We start from the raw sequence: 15,311 nt of genomic DNA on the forward strand, positions 1-15,311 counted from the left end.
CCATGCAGCGCGGCGGCGCGCGGCGGGCCGGGTTCACCAACCCGCTGCGCAGCACGCAGGACCGGCGGCTCCCGAGGATCGCCGGGCCCTCGGGCCTGGTGATCTTCGGGGTCACCGGTGACCTGTCCCGCAAGAAGCTGATGCCGGCGGTGTACGACCTGTCCAACCGGGGGCTGCTGCCGCCGGGGTTCTCCCTGGTGGGCTTCGCCCGCCGCGACTGGGAGGACGAGGACTTCGCCACGGTCGTGCACGACTCGGTGAAGCAGTACGCGCGCACGCCGTTCCGCGAGGAGGTGTGGCGGCAGCTCGCGGAGGGGATGCGGTTCGTGCCCGGCGAGTTCGGGGACGACCAGGCGTTCACCACCCTGCGCGACACGATGGAGGAGCTGGACAAGGCGCACGGCACCGGCGGGAACTTCGCGTTCTACCTGTCGGTGCCGCCGAAGTTCTTCCCGACGGTGGTGGAGCAGCTCAAGAAGCACGGGCTGTCCGAGCCGCCGCCCGGCTCGTGGCGGCGCGCGGTGATCGAGAAGCCGTTCGGCCGCGACCTGGCGTCCGCGCAGGAGCTGAACGCCATCGTCCACGAGGTGTTCCCGCCGGCCGAGGTCTTCCGGATCGACCACTACCTCGGCAAGGAGACCGTCCAGAACATCCTGGCGCTCCGCTTCGCCAACACGATGTTCGAGCCGATCTGGAACCGCGGCTACGTCGACCACGTGCAGATCACGATGGCCGAGGACATCGGCATCGGCGGCCGCGCCGGCTACTACGACGGCATCGGGTCGGCCCGCGACGTCATCCAGAACCACCTCCTCCAGCTCCTCGCCCTCACCGCGATGGAGGAGCCGGCGTCGTTCGACGCGGACGCGCTGGTGACGGAGAAGCTGAAGGTCCTCTCGGCCGTGCAGCTCCCCGCCGACCTGGCCCGGCACACCGTGCGCGGCCAGTACACGGCCGGGTGGCAGGGCGGCGAGAAGGTCCTCGGCTACCTGGAGGAGGAGGGCATCGACCCCCAGTCGGTGACCGACACCTACGCGGCGGTGAAGCTGGAGATCGACAACCGGCGCTGGGCCGGCGTGCCGTTCTACCTGCGCACCGGCAAGCGCCTCGGGCGGCGCGTCACGGAGATCGCGGTGGTGTTCCAGCGCGCCCCGTACTCGCCCTTCGGCGCCACGGAGACGCAGGAGCTCGGGCACAACGCCCTCGTCATCCGCGTCCAGCCGGACGAGGGCGTCACCGTCAGGTTCGGCTCCAAGGTCCCGGGCACGCAGATGGAGATCCGGGACGTGTCGATGGACTTCGCGTACGGCGAGTCGTTCACGGAGTCCAGCCCCGAGGCGTACGAGCGGCTGCTGCTGGATGTGCTCCTCGGCGACGCGAACCTCTTCCCCCGCCACCAGGAGGTCGAGCGGTCCTGGGAGATCCTCGACCCGGTGGAGGCGTTCTGGGCGCGGCACGGCAGGCCCGCCCCGTACGCCGCCGGGTCCTGGGGGCCGGCGGAGGCGGACGAGATGCTCGCACGAGACGGACGGAGCTGGCGCCGGCCATGAACATCGATCTCACCGACACGACATCCGCCCGGATCAACACGGCGCTCGTCGAGGGCCGCCGCGCCGTCGGCGCGGCGGTCGGCATGGTGCTGACCCTCGTCATCGTCACCGACGAGGGGAACCACTACGACGCCCTGAAGGCGGCGAGCGAGGCGTCCAAGGAGCACCCCTCGCGCATCCTCGTCGTCATCAAGCGGCCGGGCCGCTCCCCCCGGGAGCGGGCGGGCGCGCGGCTCGACGCCGAGGTCCGGGTGGGCGGCGAGGCGGGCAACGGCGAGACGGTCCTGCTGCGGCTGCACGGCGAGCTGTCCGCGCACGCGTACAGCGTCGTCCTGCCGCTGCTGCTGCCGGACGCGCCGGTCGTCGTGTGGTGGCCCGAGGACGCCCCGGCGCACCCGGCGGACGACCTGCTGGGCACGCTGGCGCAGCGCCGCATCACGGACGCGTCGGCGACGGAGGATCCGGTGGCGGCGCTGGTGTCCCGGGCGGAGGTGTACGCGCCGGGCGACACGGACCTCGCGTGGACGCGGATCACGCCCTGGCGCAGCGTGCTGGCGGCGGCGCTCGACCAGAAGCACTCCCGGGTGACGGCGGCCGAGGTCGAGGGCGAGGAGTACAACCCGAGCACGGAGCTGCTGGCCCTTTGGCTGGCGGAGCGCCTGGCCGTCCCGGTGGAGCGGACGGTGTCGCCGGGTCCCGGTCTCACGGCGGTGCGGCTGATCACCGAGGACGGCGTGATCTGCCTGGACCGGCCGAACGGCGCGCTCGCCACCCTCGCGGTGCCGGGCCAGCCGGACCGGCACGTGGCGCTGCACCGGCGTTCGACGGCCGAGCTGATCGCCGAGGAGCTGCGCCGTCTCGACCCGGACGAGACGTACGCCATGACCGTGCGGCACGGCCTCGGCCGGCTCGACGCGCCGCCGGGGGCCGCGCCCGCGGGGGCGGCCGGCGCCGTCGCGCCCGCGGGGAAGAAGGCCGCGGCCGGCCGGGGCGGTGCGCGGAAGTCCGCGCCCAAGGCGTCGGCCGCGTCGGAGGAGTCCGCGCCCCGGGCCACGGCCCGGGTGCGGTCGGACGGGAAGTCCGGGGAGAAGAAGCCGGGCGGGAAGTCCGCGGCGCGCTCGGGCGGCCGTCAGGGGGCGCGGTCCGGCGGGAAGAAGCAGGAGTCATGACGGCACCGGTACGGCAGGTCGTGGTCCACCGCGACAAGGACCTGATGGCGAAGGCGGTCGCCGCGCGGCTGATCACGGCCCTGGTGGACGCGCAGGCGGCGCGGGGCTCCGCCTCCGTGGTCCTGACGGGCGGCCGCAACGGCAACGGTCTCCTCGCCGCGGTCGCCGCCTCCCCCGCCCGTGACGCGGTGGACTGGGGCCGCCTCGACGTGTGGTGGGGCGACGAGCGGTTCGTCCCCGGGGACGACCCCGAGCGCAACCACCTGCAGGCCCGTGAGGCGCTGCTCGACGCGGTGCCGCTCGACCCGGACCGGGTGCACCCGATGCCGCCGTCTCACGGCCCCTACGGCGTGGACGTGGAGGCCGCGGCCGAGGCGTACGCGGCGGAGCTGGCGTCGGCGGCCGACCCGTTCGACGTGCTGCTGCTCGGTGTCGGCCCGGACACGCATGTGGCGTCGCTCTTCCCGGGCATGGCGGGTGTGCGGGAGACCGACCGCACGGTGATCGCGGTCCGCGAGGCGCCGAAGCCGCCGGCGACCCGCGTCACGATGACGCTGCCGACGATCCGCACGGCGCGCGAGGTGTGGCTGCTCGCCGCGGGCGAGGACAAGGCGGACGCGGTCGCGACGGCGCTCGCCGCGCCGGGCGAGGCCGAGGCCCCGGCGGCCGGCGCGTTCGGCCTGACGCGGACGCTGTGGCTGCTGGACACCGCCGCGGCGGCACGTCTGGCGCTCTGACCCTGCCGTACACGACGGCGCCCGGGCGGCTTCTGCCCGGGCGCCGTCGTCGTGTCCGCTCGCGCTCCTACTGCCCCCTGAGGGTGCTGTAGTGGTGGACGAGGGCGGTGGTCGAGGCGTCCAGGCCCGGTACGTCCGCGCCCTCCGTCAACGCCGGCTCCACCCGCCGCGCCAGCACCTTCCCCAGCTCCACACCCCACTGATCGAACGAATCGATCCCCCACACCGCACCCTGCACGAACACCTTGTGCTCGTACAACGCCACCAACTGCCCCAACACCGACGGCGTCAACCGATCCGCCAGCACCGTCGTCGTCGGACGATTCCCCCCGAACGTCCGATGCGGCACCAACTCCTCCGCCACACCCTCCCCCCGCACCTCGTCCGCCGACTTCCCGAACGCCAACGCCTGACCCTGCGCGAACATGTTCGCCATCAACAGATCATGCTGCGCAGCAAGCCGCCCCTCCACCCCCGGCACCGGCCGCGCGAACCCGATCAGATCCGCCGGCACCACCCGCGTCCCCTGATGCAACAACTGGAAATACGCGTGCTGACCATTCGTCCCCGGCGTCCCCCACACCACAGGACCCGTGTCCCACCCCACCGGCTCACCCTCACGCGTCACCGACTTGCCGTTCGACTCCATGTCCAACTGCTGCAAATACGCCGGAAAACGCGACAAATAATGACTGTACGGAAGCACCGCATGCGCCTGCGCCCCGAAGAACGCCCCGTACCACACCCCCAACAACCCCAGAATCACCGGAACATTCTCACCCAACGGCGCCGACCGGAAATGCTCGTCCACCAACCGGAACCCCGCCAGCAACTCCCCGAACGCCTCCGGACCGATCGCGATCATCAACGACAACCCGATCGCCGAATCGAACGAATACCGGCCCCCCACCCAGTCCCAGAACCCGAACATGTTCGCCGTGTCGATCCCGAACCGCCCCACCTCCTCCGCGTTCGTCGACACGGCGACGAAGTGCCGCGCCACCGCCTCCGGCCCCGCCCCCGGGGCCGAGAGCAGCCACTCCCGCGCCGAGACCGCGTTGGTGATCGTCTCGACGGTCGTGAACGTCTTCGACGCGACGATGAACAGCGTCCGTGCCGGGTCGGCACCGAGCAGCGCCTCGTGCAGGTCGGACCCGTCCACGTTGGAAACGAACCGCACGTCCAGCCGCCGGTCCGCATACGGCCGCAGCGCCTCGTACGCCATCGCAGGACCCAGGTCCGAGCCGCCGATGCCGATGTTCACCACGGTGTCGATGCGCTCGCCGGTGTGGCCGGTCCACTCCCCCGACCGCACACGGTCCGCGAAGTCTCCCATACGGTCGAGCACGGCGTGGACGGCCGGCACGACGTTCTCCCCGTCCACCTCCACCACCGCGTCACGCGGCGCACGCAACGCCGTGTGCAGCACCGCCCGGTCCTCCGTCACATTGATCCGCTCACCACGGAACATCGCATCCCGCAACGACGCCACACCCCGCGCCTCCGCCAGACGCCCCAACAACCCCAGCGTCTCCCCCGTCACCAGATGCTTCGAATAATCCACATACAGATCACCCACCGACACCGACAACCGCTCCGCACGCGACGGATCCGCGTCGAACAGCTCCCGGAGACGCACCTCCCCCAGCGCCTCGCGGTGCTGCGCCAGCGCCTTCCACTCAGCCGTGCGATCGAGCCTCATACCGTCCTCACCAGGGTGCTTCCGCGTCCGTCCTCGGGTACGGGATCACGCTAGTCGATCACCCAGCCCCGGGACGCGAGAGGCCCGGGCACCGGACCATGACGGTTCCGGTGCCCGGGCCGGTGACCCGGGTGATCGGTCAGATCTCGCCCCGCAGCTTCGCCAGCGCCTCGGCCAGGATGGCCTCGCCGTCGGCATCACTGCGGCGCTCACGGACGTACGCGAGGTGCGTCTTGTAGGGCTCGGTACGCGGCGGTGCCGGTGGAGCCTCGCGCTCCGTGCCCGCCGGGAATCCGCAGCGCGGACAGTCCCAGGTGTCCGGGATCTGTGCGTCGCTGGCGAAGCTGGGCTGTGTCTCGTGCCCGTTCGCGCACCAGAAGGAGACCCTCAGCCGGGGCGCGGACTCACCGCGCTCGGCCTCACCCATGGGCCCCGCCCCGACCCGGCTGCCCCGGATCGCGTTGCCACCTGCCACGGTCGTAACTCCCTGCCTGCCATCCTGCGAAGCCCTCAGTCTATGCAAGGCTCAACGCACGTCCAGTGCTGGGAGTTACTGACTTGGCGGGACCCGCCACGGGCGCGCTAGGACTTCATCAGGAGGCCGAGGACCACGATGATCCCGCACCAGATGAGACCCACGACGACGGTGATGCGGTCGAGGTTCCGCTCGGCGACCGACGAGCCGCCCACCGACGACTGCATGCCGCCGCCGAACATGTCGGAGAGGCCGCCGCCCTTCCCCTTGTGCATGAGCACCAGAAGCGCCAACAGGATGCTGAAGACGATCAGCGCGATCTGGAACGCCGTTTCCACGACTGGACCAACTCTCTCAACGGGCGGACATTCGTTTCCGTGGGACCACGGGGCCGGAGCACGCGGATCGCGCCGCCCGCCCCGGCCCCCGACAGCGTACCGCCGCCCTTACTGGTCGCGGAACCGGACGATCTTCACGAACTCGTCCGCGTCCAGCGCGGCCCCGCCGACCAGCGCGCCGTCCACGTCCGGCTGCGCCATGATCGCCGCGACGTTGCCCGCCTTGACGGACCCGCCGTACTGGATGCGCACGCCGTCGGCGAGCGCCTCGTCGTACAGCTCGCCGAGGCGCCGCCGGATCGCCGCGCACACCTCCTGCGCGTCGTCGGGCGTGGCCACCTCGCCGGTGCCGATGGCCCAGACCGGCTCGTACGCGATCACGATCGACGCCGCCTGCTCGGCCGGGATGTCCTTGAGCGCGCCGTCGAGCTGCGCGAGCGTGTGCGCGACGTGCGTGCCCGCCTTGCGGACGTCCAGGGGCTCGCCGACGCACAGGATCGGGGTGATCCCGTGCCGGTAGGCCGCCTTGACCTTGGCGTTGCAGATCTCGTCGCCCTCGCCGTGGTACTGGCGGCGCTCCGAGTGGCCGACGACGGCGTAGGCGCAGTTCAGCTTGGCCAGCATCACGCCGGAGACCTCGCCGGTGTAGGCACCCGAGTCGTAGGCCGAGATGTCCTGCGCGCCGTACTTGATCTTCAGTTTGTCGCCGTCGACCAGGGTCTGCACGGACCGCAGGTCGGTGAACGGCGGCAGCACCGCGACCTCGACGGCCTCGTAGTCCTTGTCCGACAGGCCGAAGGCGAGCTTCTGGACGTGAGCGATGGCCTCCAGGTGGTTGAGGTTCATCTTCCAGTTGCCCGCCATCAGCGGGGTACGTGCGCCGGTCACGCTGTGCCCTTCCTCATCGCTTCGTCTCGCCCGGAACCGTGTGGTGCCCGGACGTTCACTCGCTGTCCCCGAGCGCGGCCAGACCCGGCAGTTCCTTGCCCTCCAGGTACTCCAGGCTCGCGCCGCCGCCCGTCGAGATGTGGCCGAAGGCCGCCTCGTCGAAGCCGAGGATGCGCACCGCGGCGGCCGAGTCGCCGCCGCCCACGACGGTGAACGCGGGGGTGTCCACGAGTGCCTGCGCGAGTGCCCGCGTGCCGCCGGCGAAGTCCGGGTGCTCGAAGACGCCCATCGGGCCGTTCCAGAAGACCGTGGCCGCGTCGGCCAGCTTCGCCGCGTAGAGGCGCTGCGTCTCGGGGCCGATGTCGAGGCCCTGGAGCCCGGGGGTGAGCTTGTCGGCCGCGACGACCACCGGGTTCGCGGGGGTCTTGGCCGAGAGGTCGGGGAACTGCTCGGCGGCCACGACGTCCACCGGCAGCACGAACTCGACGCCGCGCTCGGCCGCCTTCGCCAGGTAGGCGCGGACCGCGGGGATCTGGTCCTCCTGGAGGAGCGAGTCGCCGACCTCGTGGCCCTGGGCCGCGAGGAAGGTGTACGCCATGCCGCCGCCGATCAGGATGCGGTCGGCCCGCTCCAGCAGGTGGCCGATGACGCCGAGCTTGTCGGAGACCTTCGCGCCGCCGAGGACGACCGCGTACGGGCGCGCCACGTCGTCGGTGAGCTTGCGCAGGACGCCGACCTCGGTGGCGATGAGGCCGCCGGCGGCGTGGGGCAGGCGGGCGGGGAGGTCGTACACCGAGGCGTGCTTGCGGTGCACGGCGCCGAAGCCGTCCCCGACGTAGAGGTCGGCGAGGGCGGCCAGGTCGTCGGCGAAGGCGCCGCGCTCGGCGTCGTCCTTGCTGGTCTCGCCGGGGTTGAAGCGCAGGTTCTCCAGCAGGGCGACCTCGCCGTCGGCGAGGCCGGCGACGGTGGCGCGGGCGCTGTCGCCCACCGTGTCGCCGGCGAAGGCGACCGGGCGGCCGAGGAGCTCGCCGAGCCGCCGGGCGACGGGGGCGAGGGAGTAGCGGGCCTCGGGGGCGCCCTTGGGGCGGCCCAGGTGCGAGGCGACGATCACACGGGCGCCGGCCTCGGCGAGCCGGGCGATCGTCGGGACGACGGCGCGGATACGGCCGTCGTCGGTGATGGTCCCGTCGGACAGCGGGACGTTCAGGTCGGCGCGGACGAAGACCCTGCGGCCGGCGACCTGGAGGTCGTCAATCGTCTTCATGGTGGGTGACTCCTGAAGTGGCGCAAGGCCCGCAGCGCGCGCCGCGCGCGCCCTGCGAGCCCTGCTGAGGGGGACGGATCAGAGCCGCTCGCCGACGTAGACCGTGAGGTCCACGAGGCGGTTCGAGTAGCCCCACTCGTTGTCGTACCAGCCGACGATCTTGACCTGGTTGCCCTGCACCATGGTGAGCGAGGAGTCGAAGGTGCAGGAGGCCGGCTCGTTCACGATGTCCGAGGAGACGATCTGGTCCTCGGTGTACTCCAGGAGGCCCTTCAGCTCGCCGTCGGCCGCGGCCTTGAACGCGGCGTTGACCTCGTCCTTGGTGACCTCGCGGTTCAGCTCGACCACCAGGTCGGTGACGGAGCCGGTGGGGACCGGGACGCGCAGCGAGATGCCGTCCAGCTTGCCCTTGAGCTGCGGCAGGACCAGGGCGGTGGCCTTGGCGGCGCCGGTGCTGGTCGGGATGATGTTCAGCGCGGCGGCACGGGCGCGGCGCAGGTCCTTGTGCGGGAAGTCGAGGATGCGCTGGTCGTTCGTGTACGCGTGGCAGGTCGTCATCAGACCCTTGACGATGCCGAAGTTCTCGTCGAGGACCTTGGCCATCGGGGCGACACAGTTGGTCGTGCACGACGCGTTGGAGATGATGTCGTGCGCGGCCGGGTCGTAGTTCTCGTGGTTGACACCCATGACGACGGTGATGTCCTCGTTCTTCGCCGGGGCGGAGATGAGGACCTTCTTGGCGCCGGCGGCCAGGTGCTTGGCGGCGTCGTCGCGCTTGGTGAAGATGCCGGTCGACTCGATGACGATGTCGGCGCCGACCTCGCCCCACGGCAGGGCGGCGGGGTCGCGCTCGGCGAACGTCTTGAAGGTGTTGCCGCCGACCGTGATGGTGTCGTCGGTGTGCGAGACCTCCTGCTTGAGGCGGCCGAGCACACTGTCGTACTTGAGCAGGTGGACCAGGGTGTCGTTGTCGGTCAGGTCGTTGACACCGACGATCTGGACATCCGCTCCCTGTTCAAGGAGCGCGCGGAAGTAGTTGCGACCGATACGGCCAAAGCCGTTGATTCCTACGCGGATCGTCACGAACCGATCTCCTCGTTGGTACGCCGGCGAAACGGATACCGGCGATGCTGTATGGGATGTCCCCGACCACGACCGACCCTACCGCGCCCATGTCCCGGCGGTGACACCGGCCAGCCGTGTCAGGCCCGGAATAACGGGGCGGAACGGCCCCCCGCCGGTCCCGCCGCGGAGGCGGCGGGACCGGCCGCGTCAACCGACCATTTCCTCGGTCAGGTTGGACTCGGTACCGGGGATGCCGAGGTCCTGCGCCCGCTTGTCGGCCATCGCGAGGAGCCGGCGGATACGGCCGGCGACCGCGTCCTTCGTGAGCGGCGGCTCGGCCAGCGCGCCCAGCTCCTCCAGCGAGGCCTGCTTGTGCTCCATGCGCAGCCGGCCCGCCGCTGCGAGGTGGTCGGGCACCTCGTCGCCCAGGATCTCCAGCGCGCGCTGCACGCGCGCCCCGGCCGCCACGGCCGCGCGGGCGGAGCGGCGCAGGTTGGCGTCGTCGAAGTTGGCGAGGCGGTTGGCGGTGGCCCGCACCTCGCGGCGCATCCGGCGCTCCTCCCACGCCAGGACCGACTCGTGCGCGCCGAGCCGCGTCAGCAGGGCGCCGATGGCGTCACCGTCCCGGACGACCACCCGGTCCACGCTGCGCACCTCGCGCGCCTTGGCCGCGATCTGGAGCCGGCGGGCGGCGCCGACCAGGGCGAGCGCGGCCTCGGGGCCGGGGCAGGTGACCTCCAGCGACGACGAGCGGCCCGGCTCCGTCAGCGAGCCGTGGGCCAGGAACGCGCCGCGCCAGGCCGCCTCCGCGTCGCAGGTGGCCCCGGACACGACCTGCGGCGGCAGGCCCCGGATCGGGCGCCCCCGGCCGTCCACCAGGCCCGTCTGGCGGGCGAGCTGGTCACCGCCCGCGACGACCCGCACGACGTAGCGGCTGCCGCGCCGCAGCCCGCCGGGGGCCATCACCACGAGATCCGACGAGTGCCCGAAGATCTCCAGGATGTCCCGCCGCAGTCTGCGCGCCGCGATGCCCGTGTCCAGCTCCGCCTCGATCACGATCCGGCCGCTGACCAGGTGCAGACCGCCCGCGAACCGCAGGATCGACGACACCTCCGACTTGCGGCAGCAGGTGCGGGTGACGGGAAGCCGGGAGATCTCGTCCTTCACCGCAGCCGTCATCGCCATGGGCCGATCCTTCCATGCATCCGAAAAATACGGTCGTACGCGGCTGCCAGCAGCTCCGGATCGTGCCGGGGGCTCCCGTCCGGCGCCGCCACCGGCGCCAGCTCGACCCCGGCCCCCAGCCGCTCGGCGGCCTCGCGCAGACTCCGCTGGTCCGGAACGGCGGCCTGGTCGGCCAGCACCACGTCAAAGGCGAGTTTAGGGGCGTGTTGTACCAAAACCTCCACATGACGCTGCGGGGAGAAGCCATCAGTTTCCCCTGGTTGCGGGGCGAGGTTGAGCGACAGGACCCGCCGTGCCCTGGTGGTGACGAGGGCGTCGAGCAGGTCCGGGACGAGCAGGTGCGGGATCACCGAGGAGAACCACGATCCGGGGCCGAGAACCACCCAGTCGGCGTCAAGGACCGCCTGCACGGCCTCCGGCACGGCGGGGGGATCGGCGGGCACCAGCACCACCCGCCGCACCTCGCCGGGGGTGAGCGCGACGGTCGCCTGGCCCCGCACCCGGCTGAGCCGGTGCGGCCGCTCCGGGTCGTGACCGCGCACGACGGCCTCCAGCTCCAGCGGGACGGCGGACATCGGCAGGACCCGCCCGTGCGCGCCGAGGAGCTTGCCGACCAGGTCGAGCGCGGCCACATGGTCGCCGAGCTGCTCCCACAGCGCGACGATCAGGAGGTTGCCCACGGCGTGGTCGTGCAGGGCGCCGCGGCTCGTGAAGCGGTGCTGGACCACCTCGGACCAGGTACGGCCCCACTCGTCGTCGCCGCACAGCGCGGCGAGGGCCTTGCGCAGGTCGCCCGGCGGCAGGACGCCCAGCTCGTCGCGCAGCCGGCCGCTGGAGCCGCCGTCGTCCGCGACGGTGACGACGGCGGTCAGGTCGCCGGTGATCCGGCGCAGCGCGGTGAGCGACGCCGACAGACCCATGCCGCCCCCGAGGGCGACGACCTTGGGCTGCGCGCCGTGGCCCCGGCCGCGCAGGGCCGACCGGACGCTGCGCCGGCCCTGCTCGCGGTCACGGCCGCCCGCTGTCCGGCCCTGCCGGACGCCCTTGCGTGGCATACCTATTCGCGCCCCATGTCCCGGTGGACGACGACGGTCTCGACACCCTCGGCGGCGAGCCTGCGGGCCAGCCGCTCGGACACGGCGACGCTGCGGTGCTTGCCGCCGGTGCAGCCGACGGCGATCGTGACGTACCGCTTGCCCTCGCGGCGGTAGCCGGCCGCGATCAGGCTCAGCAGCTCCGCGTACCGGTCGAGGAACTCCTTGGCCCCCGGCTGGTTGAACACGTAGCCGGCGACCTCCTCGCTGGTGCCGGTGTAGGGGCGCAGCTCGGGGACCCAGTGCGGGTTGGGCAGGAAGCGGCAGTCGACGACGTGGTCGGCGTCCACGGGGAGGCCGTACTTGTAGCCGAAGGACATGACGGTGGCACGCAGCTCCGGCTCGTCGGCGCCGGTGAACTGGGCGTCCATCTTGGCGCGCAGCTCGTGGACGTTCAGCGCGGAGGTGTCGATCACGAGGTCGGCGTCGCCGCGCAGCTCGCGCAGGAGGTCCCGCTCGGCGGCGATGCCGTCCACGATGCGGCCGTCGCCCTGGAGGGGGTGGGGCCTGCGGACCGACTCGAAGCGCCGGACCAGGGCGTTGTCCGAGGCTTCGAGGAAGACGATCCTGCGGGTGACGCCCTTCGCCTCCAGATCGGTCAGGGACTCCCTGAGGCTGTCGAAGAAGCCGCGGCCGCGGACGTCCACGACGACGGCGATGCGGGCGACGTTGCCCTGGGAGCGGGCGCCGAGGTCGACCATGGTGGGGATGAGGGCGGGCGGCAGGTTGTCGACGACGAACCAGCCCAGGTCCTCCAGGCACTTGGCCGCCGTGCTGCGGCCGGCTCCGGACATGCCGGAGATGATGACCAGCTCGGGTGTCGTGACCACGTCGTCGCCGGTGCCGGGTGCCTGGGCGGCCGGCTGGGGCGGCGCCGCGGTCTGTTCCTGATCTCGGGTGTGTCGGTCCATGCTGGGGCTCCCCCGCCTGTGTGTCGGCTCACTCTGCGTCGTTCGGCCGCCGGCGTCAGTCCTCCATGACCTCGCCGGTGGCGGTGTTGACCGCCGGGGCGGGCGGCGCGGCGCCGGCGAGGGCCGCGGCGACCGCCTCCGCGGTCTTGGGGCCTATGCCCGGAACCTCGGCGATCTCCTCCGGTGTGGCGGCGCGCAGCCGCCTGACCGAGCCGAAGTGCGTGAGCAGGGCCTTCTTACGGGTCTCCCCGAGCCCGGGTACGGCGTCGAGGGGACTTCTCCTGATCGATTGTGACCGCTTTCCGCGCTGGTAACGGATGGCGAAGCGGTGTGCCTCGTCACGTATGCGCTGGAGCATGTACAGGCCCTCGCTGGTGCGCGGCAGGATGACCGGGTCGTCCTCGCCGGGCAGCCACACCTCCTCCAGGCGCTTGGCGAGGCCGCAGACGGCCACGTCGTCGATGCCCAGCTCGTCCATGGCGCGGCGGGCCGCGGCCACCTGGGGCTGCCCGCCGTCCACGACGACGAGCTGCGGCGGGTAGGCGAAGCGCCTGGGGCGGCCCTCCTCGTCGCGCAGGGCGTCGCCCGGGGCCCCCGCGCCGTCCACGGCCTCCTCGACGGCCCACTCGCCGGTGCGCTCGCGCTCCCTCAGGTAGCGGCGGAAGCGGCGGGAGACGACCTCGTGCATGGAGCGGACGTCGTCCTGCCCGGCGAAGCCCTTGATCTGGAAGCGCCGGTACTCGCTCCTGCGGGCGAGGCCGTCCTCGAAGACGACCATGGAGGCCACCACGTCGTCGCCCTGGAGGTGGGAGATGTCGAAGCACTCCACGCGCAGCGGCGCCGAGTCGAGGCCGAGGGCCTCGGCGATCTCCTCCAGGGCGCGGGAGCGGGTGGTGAGGTCGGAGGCGCGCTTCGTCTTGTGGAGGACGAGGGCCTGCTGCGCGTTGCGCTCGACGGTGGCCATGAGGTCGCGCTTGTCGCCGCGCTGCGGGACGCGGAGGCTGACGCGGGAGCCGCGCCGCTCGCCGAGCCACTGCGCGACGGGGTCGGCGGGCTCGGGGAGGGCCGGGACCAGGACCTCCTTCGGCACGCCCTCGCCGCGCTCCTCGCCGTAGAGCTGCTGGAGGGCGCTCTCGACCAGCTCGGGGGTGGAGACGTGCTCGACCTTGTCGGTGACCCAGCCGCGCTGGCCTCGGACCCGGCCGCCGCGGACGTGGAAGATCTGGACGGCGGCCTCCAGCTCGTCCTCGGCGAGGGCGATGAGGTCGGCGTCGGTGGCGTCGGCGAGGACGACCGCGTTCTTCTCCATGGCGCGGCGCAGGGCCTCGATGTCGTCGCGCAGGCGGCCGGCCCGCTCGTACTCCATCTCCTCGGCGGCCTCGCGCATCCGCTCCTCCAGGCGGCGCAGGTAGGTGCCGGTGCGGCCGGCCATGAAGTCGCAGAACTCCTCGGCCAGCTCGCGGTGCTCGTCGGCGGTGACGCGGCCGGTGCAGGGGGCCGAGCACTTGCCGATGTAGCCGAGGAGGCAGGGGCGGCCCATGGCGGCGGCGCGTTTGAAGACCCCGGCGGAGCAGGTGCGGATGGGGAAGACGCGCAGGAGGAGGTCGACGGTCTCCCGGATGGCCCAGGCGTGCCCGTAGGGGCCGAAGTAGCGGACGCCCTTGCGCTTCGGGCCGCGCATCACCTGGGCGCGGGGGAACTCCTCGTTCATCGTGACGGCGAGTGAGGGATAGCTCTTGTCGTCGCGGTACTTGACGTTGAAGCGGGGGTCGTACTCCTTGATCCAGGAGTACTCGAGCTGGAGGGCCTCGACCTCCGTGCCGACGACGGTCCACTCCACGGAGGCGGCGGTGGTGACCATCGTGGCGGTCCGGGGGTGGAGGTGGCCGATGTCCTGGAAGTACGAGGAGAGGCGCTGGCGCAGGCTCTTCGCCTTCCCGACGTAGATCACGCGGCGGTGCTCGTCGCGGAAGCGGTAGACGCCCGGCGAGTCGGGGATCTCGCCCGGCCCCGGGCGGTAGCTCGAGGGATCGGCCATGGTCGCAACCCTACTGCCCGGGACTGACAGCGAGTGACTTCACGTTGTCACCAGCCGCGTTCCCGCCAGGCGGGGAGTGCCGGGCGCTCGGCGCCGAGCGTGGTGTCGGCGCCGTGGCCGGGGTACACCCACGTCTCGTCCGGGAGCGGCGCGAACAGCTTGGTCTCCACGTCGTGGAGGAGGCTCGCGAAGGCGGCTGGGTCGTTGCGGGTGTTGCCGATGCCGCCGGGGAAGAGGCAGTCGCCGGTGAACAGGTGGGGGTGCCCCTCGGGGTCGTCGTAGCGCAGGGCGACGGAGCCGGGGGTGTGGCCGGTGAGGTGGCGGGCGGTGAGGCGGCAGGCGCCGAAGGCGATCTCGTCGCCGTCGTCGACGAGGACGTCGGTGGGCACGGGCAGGGCGGGGGCGTCGAGGCGGCCGGCGTGGGTGCGGGCGCCGGTGGCGCGGACGACGTCGGCGAGGGCCTGCCAGTGGTCGCGGTGCGCGTGGGTGGTGACGACGGCGGCGAGGCCGCTCGCGCCGATGAGGCCGATGAGGGCCTCCGGCTCGGCGGCGGCGTCGATGAGGAGCTGCGCGCCGGTGGCGCGGCAGCGCAGGAGGTAGACATTGTTGTCCATCGGGCCGACGGAGAGCTTGGAGACGACGAGGTCGGGAAGCTCGCGCACGTCGGCGGGGCCGCCGGGGGTGACGTGTCCGGTGTAGGGCATGCGGTCAGTCTCCCCAACACCGGCGGGGCGTTCCGAAGCCCGGGGCCGGCGTCGTCCGTGTTCCTGATCCGGGCGGGGTCATCCGTGCGAGGACTTTCACTCACACGGGTGAACCATGTCGCCCGTGGGGGTGAGGGAGGCGCGAAACCGCCGGTAATCGAACGCACGTGCTATAGGGTGGCGGTTCCCGG

General features: G+C 72.2%; 14 protein-coding genes. 3 read left to right on the forward strand and 11 right to left on the reverse strand.

Features of this window, described 5'->3' with window-relative positions; all coding sequences use genetic code 11:
• The first annotated feature begins 2 nt into the window (after positions 1 to 2).
• Genes zwf through pgl form a run of 3 tightly spaced genes read left to right on the forward strand, consistent with a single transcriptional unit; the run spans position 3 to position 3,456 of the window.
• Positions 3 to 1,550 (forward strand): glucose-6-phosphate dehydrogenase, encoded by a 1,548-nt coding sequence (zwf, locus tag EMA09_RS04435; RefSeq protein WP_129843826.1) that lies wholly within the window; start codon positions 3 to 5, stop codon positions 1,548 to 1,550.
• Positions 1,547 to 2,719: a glucose-6-phosphate dehydrogenase assembly protein OpcA gene (opcA, locus tag EMA09_RS04440; RefSeq protein WP_129839084.1), complete on the forward strand. Its 1,173-nt coding sequence runs from the start codon at positions 1,547 to 1,549 to the stop codon at positions 2,717 to 2,719. Before zwf ends, opcA begins: the two co-directional genes overlap by 4 nt.
• Entirely contained in the window at positions 2,716 to 3,456 is a 741-nt protein-coding gene (gene pgl / locus EMA09_RS04445) for a 6-phosphogluconolactonase (RefSeq protein ID WP_129839086.1), read from the forward strand. Before opcA ends, pgl begins: the two co-directional genes overlap by 4 nt.
• A gap of 67 nt (positions 3,457 to 3,523) precedes the next feature.
• On the opposite strand, the gene pgi is transcribed toward pgl, so the two are convergent.
• The 11 genes from pgi to EMA09_RS04500 form a co-directional block, all read right to left on the reverse strand.
• A complete protein-coding gene (gene pgi, locus EMA09_RS04450) occupies positions 3,524 to 5,158 on the reverse strand; it encodes a glucose-6-phosphate isomerase (RefSeq protein WP_129839088.1) in 1,635 nt (544 codons plus the stop codon).
• 139 nt (positions 5,159 to 5,297) lie between these two features.
• The gene (locus tag EMA09_RS04455) at positions 5,298 to 5,633 is read right to left on the reverse strand and encodes an RNA polymerase-binding protein RbpA (protein ID WP_129839090.1); all 336 of its coding nucleotides are present in this window, start codon (positions 5,631 to 5,633) and stop codon (positions 5,298 to 5,300) included.
• Positions 5,634 to 5,740: 107 nt separating this feature from the next.
• Positions 5,741 to 5,971, reverse strand: a complete 231-nt coding sequence (gene secG, locus EMA09_RS04460; RefSeq protein ID WP_129839092.1) for a preprotein translocase subunit SecG — start codon at positions 5,969 to 5,971, stop codon at positions 5,741 to 5,743.
• Positions 5,972 to 6,079: 108 nt separating this feature from the next.
• Positions 6,080 to 6,835 carry a triose-phosphate isomerase gene (gene tpiA / locus EMA09_RS04465; protein WP_129843827.1) on the reverse strand — a complete coding sequence of 252 codons (756 nt, stop codon included), beginning with the start codon at positions 6,833 to 6,835 and terminating at the stop codon, positions 6,080 to 6,082.
• Positions 6,836 to 6,914: 79 nt separating this feature from the next.
• Positions 6,915 to 8,123 (reverse strand): phosphoglycerate kinase, encoded by a 1,209-nt coding sequence (locus EMA09_RS04470; RefSeq protein ID WP_129839094.1) that lies wholly within the window; start codon positions 8,121 to 8,123, stop codon positions 6,915 to 6,917.
• 78 nt (positions 8,124 to 8,201) lie between these two features.
• The gene (gap, locus tag EMA09_RS04475) at positions 8,202 to 9,206 is read right to left on the reverse strand and encodes a type I glyceraldehyde-3-phosphate dehydrogenase (RefSeq protein ID WP_129839096.1); all 1,005 of its coding nucleotides are present in this window, start codon (positions 9,204 to 9,206) and stop codon (positions 8,202 to 8,204) included.
• Positions 9,207 to 9,395: 189 nt separating this feature from the next.
• Complete coding sequence (whiA, locus tag EMA09_RS04480) at positions 9,396 to 10,373, reverse strand: DNA-binding protein WhiA (RefSeq protein ID WP_129839098.1); 978 nt, start codon at positions 10,371 to 10,373, stop codon at positions 9,396 to 9,398.
• A complete protein-coding gene (yvcK, locus tag EMA09_RS04485; protein WP_129839100.1) occupies positions 10,364 to 11,428 on the reverse strand; it encodes a uridine diphosphate-N-acetylglucosamine-binding protein YvcK in 1,065 nt (354 codons plus the stop codon). Before yvcK ends, whiA begins: the two co-directional genes overlap by 10 nt.
• A gap of 2 nt (positions 11,429 to 11,430) precedes the next feature.
• Positions 11,431 to 12,378: an RNase adapter RapZ gene (gene rapZ / locus EMA09_RS04490; RefSeq protein ID WP_240796225.1), complete on the reverse strand. Its 948-nt coding sequence runs from the start codon at positions 12,376 to 12,378 to the stop codon at positions 11,431 to 11,433.
• A gap of 55 nt (positions 12,379 to 12,433) precedes the next feature.
• The gene (gene uvrC, locus EMA09_RS04495; protein ID WP_129839101.1) at positions 12,434 to 14,416 is read right to left on the reverse strand and encodes an excinuclease ABC subunit UvrC; all 1,983 of its coding nucleotides are present in this window, start codon (positions 14,414 to 14,416) and stop codon (positions 12,434 to 12,436) included.
• A 47-nt stretch (positions 14,417 to 14,463) separates the two neighbouring features.
• The gene (locus EMA09_RS04500; protein WP_129839103.1) at positions 14,464 to 15,120 is read right to left on the reverse strand and encodes an MBL fold metallo-hydrolase; all 657 of its coding nucleotides are present in this window, start codon (positions 15,118 to 15,120) and stop codon (positions 14,464 to 14,466) included.
• Positions 15,121 to 15,311: the final 191 nt, after the last annotated feature.

Source organism: Streptomyces sp. RFCAC02 (genome assembly GCF_004193175.1).
Lineage (GTDB): Bacteria > Actinomycetota > Actinomycetes > Streptomycetales > Streptomycetaceae > Streptomyces.